General features: G+C 39.8%; 18 protein-coding genes. 9 read left to right on the top strand and 9 right to left on the bottom strand.

The features are described from left to right. Nucleotides 1-20: 20 nt before the first annotated feature. Nucleotides 21-2,819, bottom strand: a complete 2,799-nt coding sequence (locus Q0791_RS14195; RefSeq protein ID WP_299007537.1) for a molybdopterin cofactor-binding domain-containing protein — start codon at nucleotides 2,817-2,819, stop codon at nucleotides 21-23. Nucleotides 2,820-3,363: 544 nt separating this feature from the next. Between Q0791_RS14195 and Q0791_RS14190 the strand changes: the two genes are divergently transcribed. From Q0791_RS14190 to Q0791_RS14160, 7 genes are read left to right on the top strand one after another with little or no spacing between them, the layout of a single operon-like run. Next, complete coding sequence (locus Q0791_RS14190) at nucleotides 3,364-4,626, top strand: HlyD family efflux transporter periplasmic adaptor subunit (RefSeq protein WP_299007539.1); 1,263 nt, start codon at nucleotides 3,364-3,366, stop codon at nucleotides 4,624-4,626. Further along, nucleotides 4,626-4,814, top strand: coding sequence for a hypothetical protein (locus Q0791_RS14185; RefSeq protein ID WP_299007535.1), 189 nt, complete (start codon nucleotides 4,626-4,628; stop codon nucleotides 4,812-4,814). The genes Q0791_RS14190 and Q0791_RS14185 overlap by 1 nt, the downstream gene beginning before the upstream one ends. An 18-nt stretch (nucleotides 4,815-4,832) precedes the next feature. Further along, entirely contained in the window at nucleotides 4,833-5,555 is a 723-nt protein-coding gene (locus Q0791_RS14180; protein WP_299007533.1) for an ABC transporter ATP-binding protein, read from the top strand. Between the two features lie 25 nt (nucleotides 5,556-5,580). Then, complete coding sequence (locus Q0791_RS14175; protein WP_299007531.1) at nucleotides 5,581-6,882, top strand: ABC transporter permease; 1,302 nt, start codon at nucleotides 5,581-5,583, stop codon at nucleotides 6,880-6,882. An 11-nt stretch (nucleotides 6,883-6,893) separates the two neighbouring features. After that, nucleotides 6,894-8,105: an FtsX-like permease family protein gene (locus Q0791_RS14170; RefSeq protein WP_299007529.1), complete on the top strand. Its 1,212-nt coding sequence runs from the start codon at nucleotides 6,894-6,896 to the stop codon at nucleotides 8,103-8,105. A 9-nt stretch (nucleotides 8,106-8,114) separates the two neighbouring features. Continuing rightward, complete coding sequence (locus Q0791_RS14165; RefSeq protein WP_299007527.1) at nucleotides 8,115-9,635, top strand: sigma-54 dependent transcriptional regulator; 1,521 nt, start codon at nucleotides 8,115-8,117, stop codon at nucleotides 9,633-9,635. Between the two features lie 10 nt (nucleotides 9,636-9,645). Beyond that, entirely contained in the window at nucleotides 9,646-11,070 is a 1,425-nt protein-coding gene (locus Q0791_RS14160) for an ATP-binding protein (protein WP_299007526.1), read from the top strand. Nucleotides 11,071-11,175: 105 nt separating this feature from the next. Here Q0791_RS14160 and rbsB read toward each other — a convergent pair whose 3' ends face one another. Genes rbsB through Q0791_RS14145 form a run of 3 tightly spaced genes read right to left on the bottom strand, consistent with a single transcriptional unit; the run spans nucleotide 11,176 to nucleotide 14,544 of the window. After that, the gene (gene rbsB, locus Q0791_RS14155; protein ID WP_299007524.1) at nucleotides 11,176-12,054 is read right to left on the bottom strand and encodes a ribose ABC transporter substrate-binding protein RbsB; all 879 of its coding nucleotides are present in this window, start codon (nucleotides 12,052-12,054) and stop codon (nucleotides 11,176-11,178) included. 19 nt (nucleotides 12,055-12,073) lie between these two features. Next, complete coding sequence (gene rbsC / locus Q0791_RS14150; protein ID WP_299007522.1) at nucleotides 12,074-13,039, bottom strand: ribose ABC transporter permease; 966 nt, start codon at nucleotides 13,037-13,039, stop codon at nucleotides 12,074-12,076. Beyond that, nucleotides 13,036-14,544, bottom strand: coding sequence for an ATP-binding cassette domain-containing protein (locus tag Q0791_RS14145; RefSeq protein WP_299007519.1), 1,509 nt, complete (start codon nucleotides 14,542-14,544; stop codon nucleotides 13,036-13,038). Before Q0791_RS14145 ends, rbsC begins: the two co-directional genes overlap by 4 nt. A 530-nt stretch (nucleotides 14,545-15,074) precedes the next feature. Here Q0791_RS14145 and Q0791_RS14140 point away from each other — a divergent pair. Continuing rightward, entirely contained in the window at nucleotides 15,075-16,391 is a 1,317-nt protein-coding gene (locus Q0791_RS14140) for an MFS transporter (protein ID WP_299007516.1), read from the top strand. A 22-nt stretch (nucleotides 16,392-16,413) separates the two neighbouring features. Here the strand turns inward: Q0791_RS14140 and lptA are convergent, their stop codons facing one another. Together lptA and Q0791_RS14130 are read right to left on the bottom strand one after the other, a co-directional pair. Further along, on the bottom strand, nucleotides 16,414-17,337 hold the full coding sequence (gene lptA / locus Q0791_RS14135; RefSeq protein ID WP_299007513.1) for a lipopolysaccharide transport periplasmic protein LptA: 924 nt from the start codon (nucleotides 17,335-17,337) through the stop codon (nucleotides 16,414-16,416). A 336-nt stretch (nucleotides 17,338-17,673) separates the two neighbouring features. Beyond that, complete coding sequence (locus Q0791_RS14130) at nucleotides 17,674-18,615, bottom strand: acyl-CoA thioester hydrolase/BAAT C-terminal domain-containing protein (protein WP_299007510.1); 942 nt, start codon at nucleotides 18,613-18,615, stop codon at nucleotides 17,674-17,676. A gap of 668 nt (nucleotides 18,616-19,283) precedes the next feature. On the opposite strand from Q0791_RS14130, the gene Q0791_RS14125 reads away from it, so the two are divergent. Next, the gene (locus Q0791_RS14125) at nucleotides 19,284-19,613 is read left to right on the top strand and encodes a YnfA family protein (RefSeq protein ID WP_299007507.1); all 330 of its coding nucleotides are present in this window, start codon (nucleotides 19,284-19,286) and stop codon (nucleotides 19,611-19,613) included. Nucleotides 19,614-19,669: 56 nt separating this feature from the next. Here Q0791_RS14125 and Q0791_RS14120 read toward each other — a convergent pair whose 3' ends face one another. The 3 genes from Q0791_RS14120 to aspT all read right to left on the bottom strand — a co-directional run bounded on the left by Q0791_RS14120 (nucleotide 19,670) and on the right by aspT (nucleotide 24,531). Further along, nucleotides 19,670-20,530, bottom strand: coding sequence for a sulfurtransferase (locus Q0791_RS14120; protein ID WP_299007504.1), 861 nt, complete (start codon nucleotides 20,528-20,530; stop codon nucleotides 19,670-19,672). Nucleotides 20,531-21,176: 646 nt separating this feature from the next. After that, entirely contained in the window at nucleotides 21,177-22,775 is a 1,599-nt protein-coding gene (locus Q0791_RS14115) for a bifunctional aspartate transaminase/aspartate 4-decarboxylase (protein ID WP_299007501.1), read from the bottom strand. Nucleotides 22,776-22,821: 46 nt separating this feature from the next. Continuing rightward, nucleotides 22,822-24,531: an aspartate-alanine antiporter gene (gene aspT / locus Q0791_RS14110; RefSeq protein ID WP_299007498.1), complete on the bottom strand. Its 1,710-nt coding sequence runs from the start codon at nucleotides 24,529-24,531 to the stop codon at nucleotides 22,822-22,824. Nucleotides 24,532-24,547 lie beyond the last annotated feature (16 nt).

Here is a 24,547-nt window from a genome sequence, read left to right as displayed (position 1 = left end):
GCCTATTGCGTTGATGGTGTTCATGAATTGATCCTTGCTTTGATCTGCTGCGGTGTAATAGGAGTTTGCTCAAAGCGATGGCCTATAGCATTGAAAAGTGCGTCTTGAACGGCTGAAATAACGGGAAGCATAACCACTTCCGCAATCCCTTTTGGTCTTGCAGCTCGATTCGTAGAAGGTAAGGTTTCGGATGTCATATTCCAAACGGGAAGATCTGACGCCATGGGAACATGGTAACGGTTGAGGTTCCATGTGCCGTTACCCGCACCTTCTTCAAATGGGGGTAAATACTCGTGTAATACATGACCGACTCCCATGGCGAGTCCGCCCTGAATTTGGCCATCTACAATAGGTTGTGAGATAACAGGCCCTGCATCTAATACACTATGAGAGCGCAGAATATCGACTTTTCCTGTGTGTTTATCAACGGCAAGTTCAATGAGGCAATCACAAGGTGCATAGTAAGTCACCATGGCGTTATTAAACTTTGTGCTTGGGTAATTGACCCAATTACGTTTAATTAAATGATAACCTGAACTGTCCATTTTTTGTTTCTTGGTGTTGCTGGCACCTTGTCCATACCGAACAGCCATGGCATCTAAAGAGTGGACTTGGGTATCGCCTTCAACGGTAAACTCTGCTTCTGTCCAAGACCAACGGTTGACTGTATGGGCAACACAACCTGTGACAAAACCCAGTTCGTGAGCGGTTTTAGCCAGAAATTTAAAGTCTAATGCTGGTTTTCCTTCAAGGGTAAATTGACCTTCATGCCATTTTGCAGCCGATAAATCACTGCCTTTTGGCAATGACCATAAAATACGTGCAGCAGGTAAAATGCCGTATTGATAGACAACGTTACATGCGCCTTTAGTGGCTTCAGTTTGAAAAGTTGCTGAATCAGAAGCGCTACTGGCCATTAATTTGACCGGTGTCCAAAGGGGATCTTTAGACATTTTGTCTTGTTTTTCTTGGCTGATGATATAGGGGTTATCTGTTTCATACAGCTGCAATGCTTTCCATGTTTCAGTGACGGCAATATGCACTTCATCGGCAGCAGCGCCAAAAAATTCATGGGTTAATAATCCTTGGCTGGTTTGCGCGCCAGATCCCATTTCCATGTATTCGATTTCGAGTAAAATGTCGCCATCAGGAGAAATATTGACCGCGGCATTAGGACCGACGTTACCTGTGCCGTAGTTTTTAGCAAGAAGTGAATACCCAACCCCAAAAACTTTATTGGGATTCTCGGCCTCAAAGGCTTTTTTATTGGCCACTCTTTGCTGCCAAATAGGATGTTGTTCCGCTTTATCTAATATTTCGCGGTAACGAATTTCACCATCGATTTCTGCACCCTGAGTATTTAGATCAGCCGTTTTGAGTAAATTTCTGCGGCGTAATTCAAAGGGATCGACGTTAAGCTCAGCCGCTGCTTGACCTATCATCAAATCGATGACGGGCATGCATTGTGTCGAACCATAACCGCGCATTGAGCCTGATGTGACATTGCGGGAGTGGTGTGCAGTGGCCTGAAGATCACTTTGAGGAATATAAAATACCCCTTGCATGGCTGACATACCAGCAGAGGCGACACTGGCTGAGAAGTTTTCACGACCGCCACCATCCACATCAGACTTAGAGGTCAATGCTTCAATTTTCAATGTTTCTTTATTGATCGCTAAGCGATTTTCAATTTTAAAGGGATGACGTTTCAACCCCGATTGAAATTGCTGATAGCGATCGTTTGCAATGCGGATAGGGTTGCCATCGGTAAATAAACTGGCTGCTAGGGCATAAAAAGGAAAAATAGAATGATCTTTTGCGCCAAATGCGCCGCCAACAAAGCCAGAGTAGAGTTTAACATTTTCGACTGTTTTCCCCGGTTTTGAAGCTTTGAGCATATGGACTGCCATTTCTGTGAAATCGGTGGGATCTTGGCATGTCACAGTACCATGCATGGTAGCATTTTTTGCATCAAACCAAATATTAGCCGCCTCAGGCTCTAGCATCATAGGTTCAATGATTTGGGTTTGAAACTTCTTTTCAACCACATGAAATTGCTCATTTTCCATGCTTTGATTGATGCGATCGGCATAAAACATGCCTCTTTCCCCCAAATCGCCACTGATATTACGTGTCGATGGCCATTTAGGTTGTCTAAGTTGGTAAGCTGGAAAGAATAATCCATCTTGGAAAGGTGAGAAAATATCTTTACCTTCTGTTCGGTTCTCTGCAACACGTACGACTCGCCATGCCGCATAAGGGTTACGTTCATAAGCGGGGACTTTTGCCCCATATTTGACGATATTTTGATTAAAATCCAGACGTGACTTTGCAGCATTAAAATCATCAAAACGGTCAAAGAGTAAAATAGCAACAGGATGGCCTAAGAATTGGGCGACTTTGCCTTTTTCAAGAAGCATTTCCTCACCATGAAATTGAGGTAGCTCGATATCTTGTTTAGCTAAATCTTCAGCTAAAATCACTTTTGTGGGTTGTTTTTCTAAAAAAGATAAATCGATATTTTCGAAAATATGATTCGCTTTTGTCGCGCAAACAATGTAGCCATGCCATTGAGTATTCGGCCATTCCTTAAAATCTTTTGCTCTGAAATCACGAGCAAATACTTTCTGGCCTGTGACTTTTTGCACCGCATCTACACGATACTTAGCTTCACCATTACTGGCCCAATCTTTATTGGGCTTATACAAATATTCTTGTTCTCGAGTCATTGCACTTGCAAGGGGGGCAAAATACACACTCACTCCAGCAATCACGACGGTTTTTATAAATTCCCGACGAGTCTGTTTAAATTCTTCCATCTAACCGCCTAATACAGATAAAATATAATGAAGATCAGCACCTTAATTTTAAAATCCTGGTACTGTATCGAGTACTAAATTAGTTTTTTGTTACCCATAAAAAACCGATTAAAATATCTTAATTTAAAACAAGTTTCAAACAATTAGTTCCAACTTATATAAAATAAAGCCAACAAAAAAAACATGGTTAATCCAAAATTATGAAAAAGTCGTTATTAACAATTGATTTTTAACAAAATATTTAATACTGGTCATAGACCCATGCCCACTTTCCATGTTGATCTAACACTATGCCACTCAGTTGTTTTTATGAGCAAGTGACCGCTAAGCGCGGACAGTTTTTATAATTGCGGACAGTTTATTCATATGTCGGACACTTCTTTGTATTGTCCGGTGGACATGTTTTCTATTTAATTTTTACTAACCTTATGTATTAAATCAATTATTAACAGTTGGCATGATTTTAGCTTTTCTAAAGTCAGGGCTAAAACATGCACCTAATGGTGGAATGTGATGATTGAAATGGACATTAAGAGAAATAAACATGATTAAAGACACCAGTGGACAAGATAAGGTGCGCGTTCCCAATAAAAGTAAGCAATGGATTAAACCCTTACTGCTATTAGTGAGTGTGTTGTGTGTTATTGGCGCGGTAAGTGCCAACTTATTTTCATCGCAAGCGCGCTTTTCCATTGATGCAACTGCATTGAGGTTAGCCACGTTAGAAAAAGGGACCTTAATACGTGATGTCAGTACCACTGGAAAGATAGTGGCAGCGAATGCGCCAATATTGTATAGCACGCAAATGGGCAATGTGACGCTAGTGTCAAATCCTGGGGATAGGGTTGAAAAGGGAGAGGTGATTGCAAAAATAGAAAGCCATGGATTGATGAGTCGATTAAAGCAACAAGATTCAGTATTAGAAGGCATGAAAAGTGCCTTAGCGCGCGCCAAACTCGATGCGCGGCGTCAGCAATTAGCCAGTGAGCAGATCCTTGATTTGGCCAGAGTCGATTTAGCGGCGGCGAAGCGAGAAAGTCGTCGTGGGGATGTGTTAATTAAGACACATTTAATTAGTGAAATTGATTTTGAAGCGGGGAAAGATACCTTGCAAAAAGCGACGCTAGCCTTTGCCCATGCCGAAAAAGAAGTGGCCTTGATGAAAGATACGTTAGAATTTGAAATTAAAGATAAAATTTCAGAGGTGCAGAGACAAAACCTGGTGGTGACAGAGCTTAGAAGGCAAGTTGCTGCCTTGAAGATCACTGCGCCAGTATCCGGCATTATTGGCAACTGGCTTGTAGAACAAAAAGCGCGGGTGTCTCAAGGGCAAGCATTATTGACGGTCGTGGACTTAAGCGCATTTGAAGCAGAGCTTGCCGTGCCAGAAATTTACGCAGATGAACTCGGTTTGGGGATGGATGTTGAGCTTAATTTTGGTGCTATTACCGTGATGGGGAAGCTATCGTCCATTTCTCCAGAGGTGATTAATCGTGAAGTGACTGCTAGGGTGCGCTTTGCTCAAGATGACAATTTACATTTAAGGCAGAATCAGCGTTTGTCTGCGCGAGTGTTACTTGAAAATAAACCTAATATATTAATGGTGAAAAAAGGGGCTTTTGTTCGCAGCGGAGGAGGACAGAGGGTTTATGCCGTACAAGATAAGATAGCTAAGCCAATAGCGATCACTTTGGGCGCGCGCAGTATGAGTCATGTTGAAGTTTTAAGTGGCGGAAGTGTTGGTGATGTGTGGGTGATCTCTAGCCTTGATCCCTTTAAAAAAGCCGATGAGGTGCAGTTACGATAATGAGTCGATATAACCTGCTGTTTGTGCTGCTGTTTATTTTTATTTTATTGAGATTTGAAAATAACACATCAGGTAGCAAATTCTTTGTTCATTTTTCAATGCTGGAGCTGTCTTTTCAATTGGAAGTGAGCTTGCTTGGCCTTTCTAAGGCAAATGAGTGTTTTATTGATGGAATACAATCGATTTAATCAGTTAAGGAAGAAATAATGTTAATCATGAAAAATGTCAGTAAGGTATTTAAAACGGATCTCGTTGAAACTCATGCTTTGCGTAATTTTAATCTTGAAGTAAAAGAAGGAGAATTTTTAGCGGTGACAGGGCCCTCTGGCTCAGGAAAAACCACTTTTTTAAATATCGCAGGACTGTTAGAGGGCTTTACACACGGGGATTATTTTCTTGATGGGATGAATATCGCCAATGTCAGTGATAATAAAAGTGCCAGTATTCGCAATGAAAAGATAGGTTTTATTTTTCAAGGGTTTAATTTGATTCCCGATTTGAATTTGGCTGAGAATGTTGAAGTACCATTAAGGTATCGAGGTTTTAATGCGAAAGAACGACATCGTCGTGTGAGTGAGGCGCTAGAGCAAGTCGGGTTAGCAGCCCGCATGAAACATTTCCCTTCACAGTTATCGGGTGGACAGCAACAAAGAGTGGCAATTGCTAGAGCGTTAGCAGGGGAGCCAAAATTCTTATTAGCGGATGAACCCACAGGGAATTTAGACAGCTTAATGGCAAGGCAAGTGATGGAATTACTTGAAAAGATTAATCAAGCAGGTACCACCATTATTATGGTGACCCATGATGGGGATCTTGCTAGGCGCGCTCAGCGCAATATTCAAATCGTCGATGGCCAAGTGTGTGACTTTAGCATGTATCAAGAACAAGCATTCAATGCTAAAACAGCAGAAGGCTCAGTGGTTATCTAGCGTGTTATTAAAAGGAAAGTTAAGCATGTTTTTTTATTATATGGATTTAGGTTGGCGCAGCATCAAAAAAACGCCTTATTTATCACTGCTAATGGTGCTGGCTATATCAATTGGAATTGGCATTACGATCACCACTTTTAATGTGTACCAACAAATGAATACTAACCCCGCAGGGGAGCGAACCACGCAACTTTTTGCCGTGCAACTCATGAGTCAAGGGAAGGATGCTTGGCCTGATATTAATGAACAAATTACTTACCAAGATGCGATTAACTTACGAAAAAGTACGGTGCCAACAAGGCAAGTTGCCATGTTTAAAACCGGCGCTGCTCTGCAAACCATGGACGTCGATTTTCAGCCTAGATTAGAGCGAATAAGAGCAACAGATAGTGATTTTTTTGAATTATTTTCAGTGCCTTTTCTTTATGGAAAGCCTTGGTCTAAAAATATCGATACCGATGCTGCTTATCAAGTTGTGATCAGTCAATCACTCAATCAAGACTTGTTTAAAGGTGAAAATAGCGTAGGACGAGAGCTGTATTTAAATCAGAAATTATATCAAGTGGTGGGTGTCATCGCGCACTGGAAGGTGGATCCTAAATATTATGATTTAAATAACGGACCTTTTAGTGATCCTGAGTTAATTTATGTACCCTTTTCTCTTTCACCTATTGAAGAGTTTGAATCTTGGGGAAATAACCAAAGCTGGAAAACTGAAGATATTCGTAATTATCAAGAAGGCTTGATGTCAGAAAGTCACTGGTTGCAATACTGGGTAGAACTTGAAAGTGAGCAGCAAGTGCAAGACTATCAAGCTTGGCTTAAGGCATATGTAAAGCAACAACAAGGTTTAGGGCGTTTTGAGCGAGATGATGCCAGAGGCGAGATAGCCGATGTGCAAACTTGGTTGAATATCAATAAAGTGGTGCCAGAAGATAATAAAATTCTTGTGGGATTGAGCTTACTGTTTCTCGTGGTATGTCTGGTTAACATGTTAGGACTGCTACTCGCTAAATTTTTAAAACAAGCCCCCGAAGTGGGTGTGCGCCGTGCGATTGGCGCGAGTCGATTACACATTTTTGCGCAATATATGGTAGAGGTTGCCATATTAGGTGCTGCAGGTGGCGTGTTTGGTTTGTTTTGGGCTTGGACAGCTTTATCACTATTGACTTCACGTTTTAAACTAGGTGAAGCCTTAACCCAATTAGATTGGAGTATGTGGTTATTCGCTCCCACAGTTGCCATTAGTGCTGCCTTGTTAGCGGGCATGTATCCAGCGTGGCGAATTTGCCGTACTCAACCTAGCATTTACCTAAAAAGTCAGTAAAAGGATGTCATATGTTACACATTAAACCTATTCTAAGTACCTTGAAGCGTAATAAAACCGGACCACTTTTACTCTTAGCCCAAATCATTCTATCGGTCGCCATCGTGGCCAATGCCAGTTTTATTATCATTGAACGCTTAAGCTTAATGCAGCGAGATTCTGGAGTGACTGAAGCGCAAGTTTTTACGTTTAACCTTTATGCTTTCGATGCCGATATCGATTTGGATAAGCAGAGGCAGCGAGATTTGGCTGCAATTAGGCGTTTACCTGACGTGATAGATGCAAGCGTGATTAATATGTCGCCTTTAGGGGGAGGGGGATCTTCATCGACTTTTATGATAGGAGAAAATCAAGCTGAGTCAAAAGCGGCACCAGAGGCGCCCACATATTATGGTGATGATCGTTTGGTGAATACCTTAGGTGTTAACTTAATAGAAGGAAGAAATTTTTATCCTGATGAAATCATTCTCAAGGGAGGAGAAGCGCCCACACTAGCTTTAGTGACGAAAACCTTTGCACAAAGAGCATGGGGTGAGGGATCACCTTTAGATAAGGTCATTTATATGGGAGATTGGGGAGATTATCCGGTTAAAGTGATTGGCGTGATTGACACTTTGCAAGGAGCTTGGGTTAATCGAGAAATGAATGACAATAGTATCATCTTTAATGTGCCTATGGGTGGTGCTTTTCACAAGTACGTAGTACGAAGCCATTCAAATAATATTGAGGCATTAAAAGAGAGTATTCCGGCATTGTTACATCAAGATGAACCGAATCGAGTGATTAAAGGTTTTAAATCCATTAATGAATATAGACAGAGTGCTTATCGTAATCATGAACTGATGGCGTCAATACTTGGTGTCATGGTGATATTGTTATTATTGATCACATCGCTTGGTTTAGCGGGAATGGTGATGTTTAATATTGGTAGGCGAACGAAACAAATTGGGACTCGTCGCGCCTTAGGGGCCACTAAAGGTGATATCATTCAATTCTTTCTCATTGAAAATTATATTATTTGTATTTTAGGTGGCGTGATAGGAGCCATATTGGCACTGCAATTGGGTCAGCAATTAATGCAGCTTTATAGTTTACCTATGTTAGCCCCTCAGTACCCTTTGTTCACACTAATAGGCTTGTTGGTGTTAACCACAATTGCAGTGCTCATTCCCGCACAAAAAGCGGCAATGATTTCTCCTGCAACGGCCACTCGAAGTATTTAAGAGAGATCCATGAGCGTGTCAGAAAAGATGTCATCTTGCTCGATGATAAAACAAAATGGTGTGATATTAATTGTTGATGATAATCAGGCGATTTGTGATGCGCTGGCCTTGATGTTAACGCTGCAAGGTTACGAGACTTTGAGCTGTTTATCACCTAAGGCTGCACTCAACTTACTTGATAAGCACGATATTGCGCTTGTATTACAAGACATGAACTTCACTCAAGATACAACATCGGGTGAAGAAGGTAAGGCCTTATTTTATGCTTTAAGAGAAAAACAGTCTCAATTACCCATTATTTTATTAACGGCATGGACTCAGTTGGAATTAGCCGTTGAGCTTGTTAAGCAAGGCGCTGCTGATTATATGGGAAAGCCTTGGGATGATAATAAGCTGTTGACCAGTATTAAAAATTTATTGGATTTACAGCATATCACAAAAGAAAAACGTCAGTTGGAGCGTATTAACGCGCAGCGGATGCAAAGCATTGATTCGGCAAATTTATGCGGCTTAGTCTTTGCCAGTGGCGTGATGCAACGTTGTGTTGATTTAGCCTTGCAAGTGGCGAAATCGGATGTGCCAGTATTAATCACAGGGCCTAATGGTGCTGGTAAAGATAAATTGGCTGATATTATTCATTTTAATTCACATTTACATGATAAACCTTTTATTAAAGTGAATGTGGGTGCTTTGCCGATTGATTTATTAGAAGCTGAGTTATTTGGCGCTGAGGCAGGCGCGTTTACTGGGGCCACTAAGGCTCGAACTGGGCGTTTTGAAGCTGCCGATGGTGGAAGTTTATTTTTAGATGAAATTGGTAACTTACCCTTATCGGGTCAAATTAAACTCTTAAGAGTATTGCAAACGGGGGAGTTTGAACGTTTAGGCAGTTCTGTGACGCGTAAAGTCAATGTCAGAGTGATCAGTGCAACGAATGCCGCGCTTCATGAAGCGATAAAAATGGGAGAATTTAGAGAAGATCTTTTCTACCGTCTAAATGTGATTGAACTGGCATTAGCCCCTCTAAACCAGCGACAAGATGATATTTTACCTTTAGTGGCGCATTTTATTGGAGCGCATTTTACCTTGAATAAGCAGGCAAAGCAGGGATTATACCATTACCCTTGGCCTGGTAATGTTAGAGAGCTTGAAAATGCCTGTAAGCGAGCGACGATTCTGGCCAAAAATGGGGTATTGTCGATAAATGATTTTGGTATTAAATCTGATGACAGGATTGAACCTCAAGTTGCAGCCAATACATTGTCTCTACGCGCACCCATTGAAGATAAAAGGGTGAACACAGGAAATATGGCTCATGACAAAACATCAAATACAGCTGTGCCGACGGTGAATAAAACCAGTATTGAGAAAGCGAGTATTGAGAAAGCGAGTATTAAGAAAGCGTTAGTTGAGCATAATGGAGTTATCGCAAAAGTGGCAAGAACCTTAGGCTTAAGCCGTCAATCTTTGTATCGACGCATGGAAAAATACGGCATAGAAAAGTCATTAAGCAGTAATGGTGAAAGGTGATGATGAGCCCATGGGTGTGAAGAATAATAAAATCTGGAGGATTGCAGGATCCATTCGAGCTCAGCTAGTGTTGATGTCCACTTTTGTTAGTGTAGTGAGCCTTGCTGCGGCATTATTATTAGGTCGCTATGCTGAATTATTAGGTCACTATGCTGAGGAAACGGCCTTATTTTGGTCATTTTTATTGTCGGCTTTCATGGCCCTTATTGCCAGTCTTTATGTGACTCGACATTTATCGAAATCCTTAAAAGCCTTAGAAGTAGGGCTTCTAAATTTTAAAGACAATGACTTTAGTGTCAGTTTATCAGCAGGAAAAAATGAACCTTTTAAATCATTATTTGAGCTGTTTAATCACGCATCGAACAGTTTACGTTTGGAGCGACAGTTTATTTATCAGCGAGAGCTGTTACTGGATAAAGTGATCCAAAGCTCTCCAAATGTCATGTTATTGTTTGATGATAAAGAGATGATTATTTACGCTAATGATTCTGCGAGACATCAGTTTTATCAAGGTCGACCGCTGGTGGGGTTAAATCTTTTCTCTGTTTTGAAAGACATGCCTCAAGTTTTAAGCGATGCCATTAAGGAAATGAAAGAAGGATTATTTTCTTGGCAAAATGTTAAGCAATCCTGCCCGAAAGACGCACTGGTTGATCATGGTGATGAAAATATGAATGCGGCAGAAAACTGGGAAACATGGCATCTTTCCAGAGGGTGTTTTCTTCTAAATGGCCAAAACCATCATTTACTCTTATTGAAACAAATGACGCGAGAATTAGATCGCCAAGAAGTCAAAGTATGGAAAAAGGTGATCCGCATTATCAGCCACGAATTGAATAATTCGGTAGCGCCGATTGTGTCTATGGTTAACTCTGGAAAGATGATCACTCCGAGGATGAATAATCCGCAGCTTAATTTGATTTTTGATACTATTGCCGATCGTAGCCAGCATTTAAGCCAGTTTATTGCCGATTATTCTCGATTTGCAAAATTACCTTTACCTCATAAGCAAGCAATCGATTGGGAAAAGTTTTCATCACAAATCATGCAATATTATTCCTTTGAGCTAGTCTGTGCTTTACCAAAAGAGAAAGGCTATTTCGATGTGATCCAAATGGAACAAGTCATATTGAATTTATTAAAAAATGCTTTTGAATCAGGTTCAAATCCTAATGACATACAATTAATGATTAACGGAAAAGTTAGTCTTGATGGAAAAATGGGCGATGAGATCATTATTCAAGATAAGGGAGAAGGCATGTCGAGTGAAGTGCTAAAGCAAGCATTACTGCCTTTTTATTCGACTAAGCAAGCGGGTACTGGACTCGGTTTACCTTTATGCCGTGAAATTATAGAAGCGCATCATGGTTTGATGAGCTTACATAATCGGCAAGAGGTTGGGCTAAGAGTCACACTTTGGTTACCTAATGAATAAATTCAGCTAACCTGCATATTGGTCTTCTGCATTTTTTAACTTTATTTTACAAGGTTAATGATAAAATAGTGATGTTGTAGTGAAGGAGGAGAGCATTACATCAAGTTACTTAGGGTTAGTGATTAGCTTTAGGGGGACAGGAATTATGTCGGGCACCGCCTTATTTTGTAAGACCTCGATAGCTGTTTTGACACCGATTTGGCCAATGACATCAGGTTGTTGGGCAATGGTTGCGGTGATTTTTCCTCTTTTTACTGCAGCAATTCCAGCTTTTGTTCCATCAAAGCCTACGATAATTAAGTGCTTGTTGGCTGCTTGCGTTGCGCTTTGTGCTCCGAGTGCCATTTCATCATTTTGAGCAAAAATGGCTTGCACATTGGGATACGCGGTTAACAAGTTTTCCATGACATTGAGCCCTTTAGTACGATCAAAATCGGCTGGTTGTGAGGCTAGTAAAGTGAGATGATTTGTTTTCACCGCGTGTAAAAAGCCTTCTCCTCTTTCTCTGGAGGCTGATGTACCAGCAATACCTTCTAACTGTATCACTGACCCTTTTTCTCCAATTTTCTCTGCGATAAAGCTGCCTGCAAGCTCACCTCCTTTGATATTATTAGAGGCGATATGTGACATCACCTTGCCGTGATTGGCGTCTCGGTCTAATGTAATGACGGGAATATTGGCATGATTTGCTAGCCTTATTGAATTGCTTACTGCGTCAGAATCTGTTGGATTGATTAATATAACCTTCACTTTTCTAGTGATGAGATCTTCAACATTGGCAAGTTCTTTGGCAGGGTCATTTTGTGAGTTAAGTACACGTAATTCATAACCTAAAGCGTTAGCTTGTTCTTTTGCTCCATCTCGCATTGTGACAAAGAAAGGATTATTGAGCGTGGAGATAACTAAAGCAATGCTTTTGTCATTGTTGGCCTGTAGAGGAAATGCAAAAGCAATGAATATGAGAAACAACAGTGGTTTTAGCATTGATGGACTCCAAGTCATATTAGGTTTTTTTATTGTCAATAATGACAGCCAGTAAAATAACACCAGCTTTAATAATCATTTGATAGTAAGAAGAGACATCTAATAAGTTTAATGCATTATTTAAAAAGCCAATAATAAGCGCACCGATCAGGGTACCAATGACAGTGCCTTTTCCTCCCATTAAACTTGTTCCTCCCAGTACTACAGCCGCAATAGCATCCAATTCATATCCCATACCAGCATTAGGTTGAGCGGAGGAGAGTCTAGAAGTAATAATAATGGCGGCAAGTGCAGATAATGCCCCACATATTGCATATACAGTGATTTTGACTTTAGCGACATTGATCCCTGAAAGGTGCGCTGCTGCTTCATTACCACCAATGGCATAAATATATCGACCTAATCGAGTGTAATTAAGAAGATAATAAGCGAGTAAAAAAACAATGAACATGATCCAAACGGGAATAGGGATCGAGAAGGCATAACCTGTTCCAAACCAAGAAAAACGATCGGCAAGATCTGTGTAGCCCGTTGAGATAGGGCGGCCATCAGTATAAACCAATGTCACTCCTCTTATTGCTGTCATTGTCACTAAAGTGGCAATAAAGGCTTGCACTTTTCCTTTAGCAATAATGAGGCCACTAACGCTCCCTAACATAGCGCCTGCTAATAAGGCCAATGGTAGAGTCACTGCAATGGGAAGAGACAATCCAATCATACTGGCGGTGAGAGCACCACAAAGCGCGAGCACGGAACCGACACTAAGATCAATTCCTGCTGTTAAAATGACGAGTGTCATTCCGACAGCAATAATGGCATTAACAGAGGTTTGTCTAAGAATATTGAGTATATTATTGATAGTAAAAAAGTTGTCGTTAAGTAAAGAGACAATAATGATCAATAAAATCAACGTCAGTAATGATTTTTGTTCTATTAGCCAGCTTTTAGACAGAAAATGAGTACGTGAATGGGCAGGTGGGGTCATAATGGTTTCTCGTCAATGGCGGCGGCAAGTAATTGTGCTTGGTTGGTTTGAGAAGGGATAAATTCTCCGTTAATACGACCTTGGTACATGACTAAAATACGATCGGACATGCCCAAAATTTCGGGTAAATCAGATGATATTAAGATAATACTCAGTCCATTCGATTTGAGTGTGTTAATGAGGGTGTATATTTCTTTTTTAGCTCCGACGTCTACGCCCCTTGTTGGTTCATCTAAAATAAGGACTTTAGGTTGAAGCATTAGCCCTTTTGCAATGGCCACTTTTTGTTGATTTCCGCCAGATAAGTGGCCTAAGGTTTGTTTGATATTGGAGATTTTAATATTAAATTGACGAATATAATGTTGAATTAAATCGTGTTCTGCAGAATGTTTAATGTGTCCCGTAAAGTAACAAAGTTGATGTAAAGCGCATAAACTCATGTTATCTCTAACGGATAACGACAAGATCAGTCCGTCACTTTTTCTATCCTCGGAAATATAAGCTAATCCTGCTTGTAAACTTTTATTGGGTGAGCTGGCATCAATTAGAGTGCCATCAATACTAATTTTACCTTTATTTCGAGGAAGTGCTCCGTAAATCAGCTTCATCATTTCTGTCCGTCCTGAGCCAATTAAACCAGAAAACCCAAGAATTTCTCCAACATTAACGTGAAAACTTTGGTTGGTAATTTGAATACCATTTAGCAAGGGACCACATAGGCCTTTTATTTGTAATCGAATCTTGTTTGTAGGGGGAGACATGTCAGGGTATTGCTGATCCAGTGATCGACCAACCATCAATTCAATCATGCTATTTTCAGTCAATTCTTCGATGTTTTTTTGAGTGATGGTTTCCCCATCTCGTAAAATGGTGACGCAATCACATATTTGAAAGATCTCAGGTAATCGATGAGAAATATAGATGATGGCACAGCCTTGTTTCTTGAGTTGTTTAATGACGTTAAATAGACGCTGAGTTTCATTATCAGTGAGTGTATCTGTGGGCTCATCCATAATAATGATGTTAGCTTGTTGAGATAAGGCTTTGGCTATTTCGATCATTTGTTGTTCCCCTAACCTGAGCAGGCTGACTTTTGTGTCAGGAGCATGTTGGATATGGAACTGTGTCAGTAGCTTTTGCGTTTTCTCGTCGATCGTTTTTTTTGTGATATGGCCGAATGTTGTCGGTTCCCTACCTAGATAAATATTGTCTGCGATGGAGAGTTCAGGGATCAGGTTAAGTTCTTGATGAATGATACTGATCCCTTTGTTTTGTGCCGCTTTGGGATGAGGAAAGCTTATCTCTTTTTGGTGAAAAATAATATGACCAGAGTCTGGCTTGATGCTGCCTGAAAGTATTCCCATTAATGTCGATTTACCTGCACCATTTTCACCAAGTAGTGCCATGACTTGACCTGAATATAATGAGAGAGAGGCTTTATTTAAGGCATGAATACCTGAGTAATGTTTGCAAATATCAACTAACTGTAAAATGGGTGGGGTCATATTTTTGACTGTGTGGAAGCCCTTGGAATAATGATTAGCTTAAGATTAGTTGTAATTAAATAGGAAGGCCAATTGTTTTTAAATTGTAATTTCATTGTTTTTTCATGGTGTTTTTGTTGAGGTTTAGAAAGTAAAATTATTAATAATACGTTGCTATTAGCGTTAAGTCGTATGATAAGGTTAATTATGGGGTTGTGTCTGGTATGTTATTGATAAATGTCTTGATTTATTTTTTGTTTTCTGTGCTATCGAAAGCTTTTACTATTATCAGGCTTTTTTTCGTTAATAAAATGATGAATATAAGGTTTTAAAAAAGAGGGGCTTTGAGAATAAACCAGACATGATATAGCATGTCGGCTTGTTTTGCTTGCATAAAAAACGTTAACAAATTTTGTTCATTAAATATGGCCATTTGGATTGGGTTATCCATTGAATTTGTTGATCATAATATTTTAATTGTGCAGGCATGATCACAGATCTTAAATTGGGTCATTAATAATAAAAGATCTTAAGAAACAGGTTGAATTACTATGTTTAATTTTTTTAAAGCGGCTCCTATAAAGCCAATAATTAAGTCTTCTGAGCAGGTCGACAAAGATTATCGATTTTGGCGTTTACACCTAATGTTCACTATGTACATAGGATATGCTGTTTTTTATTTTACTCGCAAAAGTTTTAACTTTGTGATGCCTGCCATGGTTGCCGATTTGGGGCTTGATAAGTCAGATATTGGTGTCATAGGTACCTTATTTTATTTGACATATGGCTGTTCGAAATTTTTGTCTGGCATCATGAGTGATAGAGCTAACCCCCGTTATTTCATGGGAATAGGGCTTATTGCCACGGGTGTGATTAATATTTTATTTGGCTTGTCTTCTTCTATTTTTGTTTTTGCATCACTTTGGGTGCTTAATGCATTCTTTCAAGGGTGGGGCTGGCCACCTTGTTCAAAATTATTAACCACTTGGTATTCACGTTCTGAGCGTGGCTTTTGGTGGTCAATTTGGAATACTTCTCATAATGTGGGAGGGGCGATTATTCCCTTGTTAGTGGGTTTTCTCACATTGCATTTTAGTTGGCGTATGGGAATGATTGTGCCTGGTATTTGTGCCATTGTGGTCGGATTATTTCTTTGCTGGCGTTTACGAGATAAGCCACAAACGTTAGGGTTACCCAGTATCGGTGATTGGAGACAAGATAAGTTAGAACAAGCTTTTGAGCATTCAGATGAAGGATTGAGTACCAAAGCCATATTGTTTAAGTATGTGCTTTCGAATAAATACATTTGGTTATTAGCCTTAAGTTATGTGTTGGTTTATATCGTTCGCACGGGAATTAATGATTGGGGCAATCTGTATTTAACCGAAGAGCAAGGTTACGATTTAATGACAGCCAATGGCGCTCTATCATTGTTTGAGATTGGCGGATTTATTGGTTCATTAGCGGCTGGCTGGGGATCGGATTTGTTATTTAAAGGGAATCGAGGGCCGATGAACTGGTTATTTTCAGTGGGGATTTTAATTGCTGTGGCTGCACTTTGGTTTTTTCCCTCACAAGGTTATTTTATGCAGGCGGCGTGTTTTTTTGCTATTGGATTTTTTGTGTTTGGCCCTCAAATGCTCATTGGTGTCGCTGCGGCGGAGTGCTCACATAAGAATGCGGCAGGTGCAGCCACAGGCTTTGTAGGCCTGTTTGCTTATATGGGAGCAGCACTTGCGGGTTATCCTTTAGCGCGTGTTTTAGAGCTCTATAGTTGGACCGGATTCTTTACTGTATTGACTTGTTCTGCCGCTATTGTCGGGCTATTACTCATTCCTTTTTTACGTAAACAAGCCGTAACGGCATAATTTATTTCCTAAAATAAAACGCTTATTTGATTTGGTATAAATAAGCGTTGTTTTCTATTTCGAACTTAACTTTGTTCATGTCTTTGTTGGCCGCCGATTGTGTCTGATAGGGACCAATTAACAGTCGTAATATAGGTTTTCCGTTAAGATTATCGGAATGAATTTTATATTCAAACCCGCTGTTTTGAATGTTTTTAATCAGTTTATTCATTGAAGATCGCTTTGAAAAAGCCCCGACTTGAATATACCAATTATGTTGATTGTTTGAAGCGTCAGGGGATACGTTTGCTGACGTGTCTTTGTTCATTGAAGCTTGACTGGTAGAAAGAGAGTGGGTTGTTACGGAGGGATAGTTCTGTTTTTTGCTGTCTATTTTGTTGTTTTTTTCTTTTGTATTATGGGTAGAAGATGCACTGACTTTCCTATTACTGGAATGTGCTGATGAGTGATTTCCGATTTGATCCATTTTGATTATGGTTGTGACTCTATTATTACCTTTTCCTCCGCTTTGTGCGGTGAGTTTCTGTTGTTGTATGTTATAAGTGATCGCATTGCTATTGACTTTATTACCACTTTGTTCAAGCACTGCATTCCCTGTTAATTGTAATACTCGAGTGCTGAGATCATAACGGATCTCTTTCGCACTGGCTGAGGCCATTAATCCATTTTCCATTTTTTGCGAATACCTTGCTGGGTTACCGATAGCAATTAATATCTTTTGAGTGTTATTTTTCTTGGAGAAAGCACGTAATGTTTGTGCTGTAATGGTAATAGAGCCTTGTGTCACTTTAACGGGGCCATTAAAGATCATTTGATTGTTTTTAATATCAGCTTGCTGATTGCTTGCCGATATAATCACTGCTTGCTGGAGATCGCTTTCTAAGGCAAAAGCGTTAACATTAAGCAATAGCACTAAGCTAACCACTATTAATAGGTAATGCTTCATTATGTTCTCTAGTTGAGTGTACATTATGAGCATAGTCGTGAGTTGCCTTCAATGACAATGCTTTTAGCAATATTTGATGGTATTTTTCTTGGTTATCACTTGAACAATATCGCTTAACCATTCAGGTTAACAATTGATTCAAAAGATAAAGGTGACTATGCTTGAAGTATCATAGGGATAGATTTAGCGATATTAGCGACTTGGGTCTTTGAGCCGCTTTAATACTCATTTAAGTCAATAAGTTTATAGAAAAATTAATACCCCTGTATGGATATTAGCGACTTGAGTCTTTAAGCCGCTTTAATACACATTAAACTTAACAAGTTTATAGAGAAATTAATACTCCTGTATGGATATCGTATGATTTCTTGAGCAGTCTGACGGGTTTTTAGCGATTAAATGTTCTTCAAAAAAATCATAAATTTTATCATCCTGACTCATCCAAGCACCATGCTCACCCGCTGAGGTAATATGTTCAAAATGGTAAGCAAAATCATGATCTCTTAATCTTTGCATCATTTTCTCTGACATTTCTGTTGAAGGCCAATGTCTATCATTAATGGCTGACATAAACAGAATTGGGCCTTGAATATCTTCAACTTTAATCGCTGCATTTTCAACAGCTTCTTCATTTTGCAACATGATTTCAATGCTGGATTTTAAGTCTTGAGTGAAATAAGTTAAAACAGAATGTAGCGAGACTGGTACAAAGGGGAGTTGCTCCCCATTGATGGATAATGAAGATGTCGCCATTGTGTTAGTGAAACCCGCAAAGACGACATGGCTGGGAACGATACCTGCAACGGCTTTGATTTCTGGGTAGTAACTGCCTAAGGTTAATGCCAACTCAGCGCCTTTTGATACCCCTATTAAGGCAATGCATTGAGGATTAATTTGTGGATGGCTTGCTGCGTTCAAAATGGCCTTGTGGACACCGGCTAAATCAATCCTATCTAGATGTTTTGGAATACCATCTTTACCAAAGTAGTCTAAACTCAGGAGCGCATAACCTCGGTTATTGATGGCCTGCCGTTGTTTTGAGTTCAGTGATGCGTCACTATTCCAATGATGATGATTCTCTTCTCCCCCCAAGTAAACAAGTAATGGCTGTTGACTGCCTTGGCTTAAGTGAAGCTGCGAGTGTACTTTGCCGTGATGCTCAGGCAAATTAGCGGCATCAGGTTTTAATCTTAAATAAGAATGGTAAGCGGTAAAAAAAATAATGAGGGCGAGAAGAGCAAGTAAAACCCACTTTGTAAATGATGTAAATAGTTTCATTGACACATCCTTTCCATTGTTCGTTACACGTGCTGATTAAAGTATTTTTTTTATTATGTTTTTAATCCATCTCTAATATAGCCTGATTAACAGAGTGTCATTCAGGCTATGAGTAAAGTCCTTTTATTTTTATTATGTTAATAATAAGCGGCAATTGTTTAGTTTAACTGTCTTACTTATCTTAGACTAAAATGAGAACAAGGTATTTTCAATGTTATTCTTGTATCTTTTGTGTTTGCACTTTGATTTTTTGCATTCTCATTTGTATTTTTAATTGTTATTTCTGTGTTTAATTTATTGTAAATTTAAGCAAAGATGGTTTCATTTACTTGAACCAATAGCGTCTATTATTGACCTTGAAAGCGCACTAAGCCGCATAACTCTATGAAAATAAAATTCAATATTTTAAGGCTAAAGATCTAGTGATTTAGTCTTGTAGCTAAAAGTCTTATGAGATGTGGATGATATTAAGGGGCAGTGAGGGCTGTTTTTCATCTATAATGATTTCCCTCGCCTTGATATTGTTATTGGAAGCCTAAAATCAAGTTGAAAGTATGAAGACAGTTATTTTGATGGCTTTTAATTGAGGTCGTTTTTACGATGATAAGATTGGTTGGCGAGAGGTGTCTTTTTTCAATAGATTGTTTCAATAGAATGAGCTTTGATTTATGTTTGTAATGAATACCTTAATCCTTTTTGTTTTAACCGCTATTGCTGAAATTGTTGGTTGTTACTTGCCTTATTTGTGGTTAAAAGAAGATAAGTCAGCTTGGTTATTAGTACCAGCGGCTCTGGCGTTAGCATTATTTGCTTGGCTATTATCCCTTCATCCATCAGCGGCAGGAAGAGTGTATGCCGCTTACGGTGGTGTGTATATTTTTGTCGCCATACTTTGGCTTTGGGGAGTGGAAGGGATAAAACCCAGTGGCTGGGACTTTTTAGGTGCCTCTGTCGCACTGACAGGAATGGCTATTATTATGTTCGCGCCTAGAGGGTGATGATAACAGAGCCTAAACGGGCTCTGTTTTTAAGCGGGAGTCAGGTTAATAACCGTTTACTTTTCAATAAGGTTGTGTTTATTTTTACTCCATTCACTCCAAGAACCAATGTAGAGTTTATAATGAGGCAAACCCACCAACTCCATCGCAAAGGCATTATGGCAAGCGGTTAATCCTGAGCCACAGCTGTGTATAACAGGTTCCGGCGCATTATGTTGAGCAAGTGGTGAAAAATACGTCTTGAGTTGTTCTTTTGAAAGAAAATAGCCTGCTTCATCGATATTGTTTTGGCAAGGGAGATTGACAGCACCGGGAATATGCCCCAGCACGGTATCAATTGGGTTAGGTTCCCCATTAAATCTTGATGTTGTCCTTGCATCAGTAATAAATTTTTGTTTTTTCTGTATGACTTTATTTTGTACATATTGCATATCAACATATTGACTATCATCGAACATAAAACAATGATTGGATGGAGTGATTTGGGGTAACGCTGAGGTGATGGGCAATCCCGCATTCTGCCAAGCGTTAAAGCCGCCATCCAGTAAAGCCACATCGGCAATGTTTGCCCAGCGGTGTAACATCCACCATAAACGTGTTGCGAATAAATTACCTGTGTCAGCATAGATAACGATTTTGCTATTATTATCAAGCCCCCATAATTGCAGTTGTTGGTTAAAATTGGCATGTGTGGGTAATGGGTGGCGACCTGAAGTCGTGGTGATTTCTCCCGTTAATTGCGCATCGATATCGACAAATTGAGCATGGGGAATGTGTCCTTTGAAGTAGGCTTGTTGGCCATAAGTTTCCTTTAAGGCCTCTTGTGGTTGAGGCAGAGCATAGCGGCAATCAAAAATATGTAAGTGTGGATGTTGACTTTCAATAAGCTGGTTTAATGCTAATGCTGTTATTAACATATCAATCCCTTTTGATTTAAGAGTGTTTCTTATTGTTGAAAACAGAGCGTAGTATTCATCAATAAGGGTTTTGGCCAGTTTACCAATAGTTTATCAATAGCAGTGTATTCATTTAAGATTGCTTTTTACTGTTGAGAAACTGGGTGTAGTATTCATCAACAAGGGTTTTGGCCAGTTTACCAATAGTTTACCAATAGCAGTGTATTCATTTAAGATTGCTTTTTACTGTTGAGAAACTGGGCGTAGTATTCATCAACAACGGCTTTGGTCAGTTTACCAATAGCAGTGTATTCATTTAAGATTGCTTTTTACTGTTGAGAAACTGGGCGTAGTATTCATCAACAACGGCTTTGGTCAGTTTACCAATAGCAGTGTATTCATTTAAGATTGCTTTTTACTGTTGAGAAACTGGGCGTAGTATTCATCAACAAGGGTTTTGGCCAGTTTACCAATAGCAGTGTATTCATTTAAGATTGCTTTTTACTGTTGAGAAACTGGGCGTAGTATTCATCAACAAGGGTTTTGGTCAGTTTACCATTTACCAATAGCTGTGTATTCATTTAAGATTGCTTTTTACTGTTGAGAAACTGGGCGTAGTATTCATCAACAAGGGTTTTGGCCAGTTTACCAATAGCAGTGTATTCATTTAAGATTGCTTTTTACTGTTGAGAAACTGGGCGTAGTATTCATCAACAACGGCTTTGGTCAGTTTACCAATGGCTTTATATTCATTATGAGTGAGATTAGCCAAGGACACACGAACAGAGCCATGTACCACATCAAACCCTTTTCCTGGTAGTAGGACGACTCCCGTTTCATCGGCCAATTTGAAGAGGAATTCTGGCCCATAATCTGATGTTTTAAACCACTGAACAAATTGCTCGCCATAAACATGTTTGCCCAATACATCTAAATCTAACAGGGTATAATAATCAACACGATTAGCATCGTTTTCAATGCTAATGCCCATACTTTTGTACAAGGTATGAAATCTGTCCCGAATAATGCGTTTAGCGGATTGTTTATAATAATTTTCTGTGTCCATTAAACAAGCCAAAGAGAAGAAAACCATTTGTACCTGTTGCGGTAAGGATAATCCTGCTGTGTGATTCAGTGCGACAGCACGGCTATCTGCCACTATTCTATCAATGAACTTTAGCTTTTCAGGTTGAGGTGATAAGGTTTTATAGCGAGTATTTAATAAGGTTTTCGTTTTTTTATTATGCAATTTAAGGGTGTCATCAAAAATATTTTTTTCTTGTACTGCTATTACGCCGAGTCGCCAACCAGTGGCGCCAAAGTATTTTGAAAATGAATAGACGCAAATGGTGTTATAAGGACATCGAGCGAATAAAGAGACAAAATTATCGGCAAAAGTGCCATAAACATCATCTGTAATAATGAACAGATCGGGCCTTTTTGTTGTAATAAGCTTGGTAAGTTTATCAAGGACAAGATTGGAAAACTTATAGGATGCAGGGTTACTGGGGTTAACGATGCAAAATAGTTTTATATCAGGATCATTGAGTTTTGCTATTTCATTGTCGTTAAGTTGCCATGTTTCTTCATCGAGCCTGACTTCAACGATGTTCAGTGCGTATTCTGCTAATAGAGGGATTTCTAAATAGGGGGTAAAAATGGGAGTCGTTAATGCGATTTTATCGCCTTGTTTGAGTAGTCCATTTTTAAATAAAGTTTGAAAGGAATAAGTCATGGCGGCAGTACCGCCCTCTGTTGCAAATAAATCAAAGCTGTCATTTGAGGGTAAATGCCCATACATCTCTTGTTGTATGTAATTTTTTACCACAGATTCAGAATGGGTTAGCATGCGAGGGGGGACAGGGTAGTTACAGCCTAAAAAGGCGTTGACCATTTCATGTAAGAACTCATGTCGACTGAGTCCTAATTGATCTTTTACATAGCTAATGGCTGATTGGATGAATTGTACTCCTTCAGTGTCTTTATATTTTTGGGCAAAGGTGTCAAACCGAGCGACAATACCTTTTATATCAGGAATACCGCCAAAACCATGATTAATGTAGGTATAGGAGCGTTCTGCTTCTTCTAACGCAAAGTCTCCTAAACGTAAGAAGGCACGTCTAGGTAAAGTGGCTAAAAAATTAGGATTACCCCGTCCAGCATCGAGTAATAATCGATGTTCATTGTTACAAGCTATCTCTATGAGCTTATCTTTTAATTCAAAAGGGCTTAATTTAGCCCATTGTGCGTAGTCTTTATTTGACATAATTAGCGTCCATGTTGAGTCCTATGAGGATATTGGGTCCTTATGGTTAGTTGGCATTTTGTGTAATGATCCCAACAATTATCGGTCCCCAAAGCGTAAGCAGCACATTGGCTAAAGCATAAGTGACAGTAAAAGAAAAAACGGGTGTTGAATTACCTGCTTTATCGAGTAAGGCGGCAAAACCTGGGTTGGCACTGCGTCCACCGACTAAACATCCCATGGCTTCTATGGGGTTTTTGATCCGTAAAACATAGTAAGAAAAATAGAAAGTAATAATTTGAGGAATGAGAGTGACGCCAATTCCTAAAAATAATAATGTCATGCCATATTCTTTTATGGTGATCACGGCTTGAGGCCCTGCCGTTAACCCCACTAGACCAACAAAGACGGCAAGTCCAAAATCGCGCAGGAAATTTGAGGCGCCCATAGGTAGAGAGGCAAATCTGGGATGACGGCTTCTGGCCCAACCTAAGATCAAGCCGGAAATGAGGCAGCCAACCCCGGAGCCAATAGTGACGGGAATGCCAAAGAGTGAAAAATGGATTTGACCTATTAGTATGCCTAAGGTCATGCCAACACCAAAAAAAACAAAATCAGTACTAAAAGGTGAAATCAGCCTATGACCAATGGTTTTTTCCACTCTGTTTAAATCTTTAGGAGCGCCAGTGACTTCGATTTCATCGCCTTTTTTGAGGATCAGTTGAGGGTCAATGGCGAGTATTTCACCTGAACGCTTAACCTCTGTGAGGTAGACCCCGCGACGTGTTGGAATGTCCGTTTCTTGCTTAATGGTTTGTAATGTGTGATTGACTAAATGGGCATTATTAACGATTAAATGTCTATGCTCCTCGACTAGCTCTAGTTCATTGGGGGGATCCACTTCTTCTCCAAAATAGGCCATGAGCTGTTTTACTCTTGCCCGCACTCCCGTCACAATGACAATATCACCTTGTTGTAGTGTCTCTTCTTTTTTTAAACTGACGACTGAACCATTTCGCTCTATCACTTCAATAGCGGCATCATTGAGTTCTTTGTTAATCTCTGAGATATCACGATTAATCGCAAGACTTTGCTTTGAGATACAATAGGCACGTGTCACGACTCGTTCAATGGCATTAAATTGACCAGGCTCTAATTCGGCTTGATTAGGTGCTGTTTGGTTAGCCAATTTTATGGCTTCAGTGCGCAGATCCCAGTTCATCACCATAGGGAAAAACCATGTCACCATTAAAATAGGACCTAAAGAGCCAAAGATATAAGTGACGGCATAACCGACAGCGACATTGGTTTGCATTATTTTTTGGCTATGCTCTGATACATCGGCTAATTGCGAAATGGCGTCGCCAGCGGTACCGATAATGGAAGATTGCGTGAGCCCTCCTGCGGCGAGACCAGCGGCAGTTCCTCTATCTAAGTCAAATAACCAAGCGGCAATAAGTACACAGATAAGCCCTGTTATCGTCATCACCATTGCGGAGATGAGAATATTGAGCGTGCGTAAATTAAGTGCGCTGAAAAAACGGGGGCCGCCTTGAAAGCCGACGGCATAGATAAAAAGGGCAAAGAAAATATTGCGAATACTGTCGTCTATTTCTACGCCTATTTGACCGACGAAAACCCCCATAATGAGGGTGCCAGCTACGCCACCTAAAACAAAACGGCCGATAGTGATTTTACCCACTAAATATCCCAAGGTGAGTGTTATAAAGACTGCAATGAGTGGTGATGCTTTAAACAGAGAGTGAAGAATATCCATATCAACACCTAAAAAA

It is taken from the genome of uncultured Shewanella sp., assembly GCF_947495455.1.
GTDB lineage: Bacteria > Pseudomonadota > Gammaproteobacteria > Enterobacterales > Shewanellaceae > Shewanella.
This window is presented reverse-complemented; position numbering and strand designations above follow the sequence as displayed.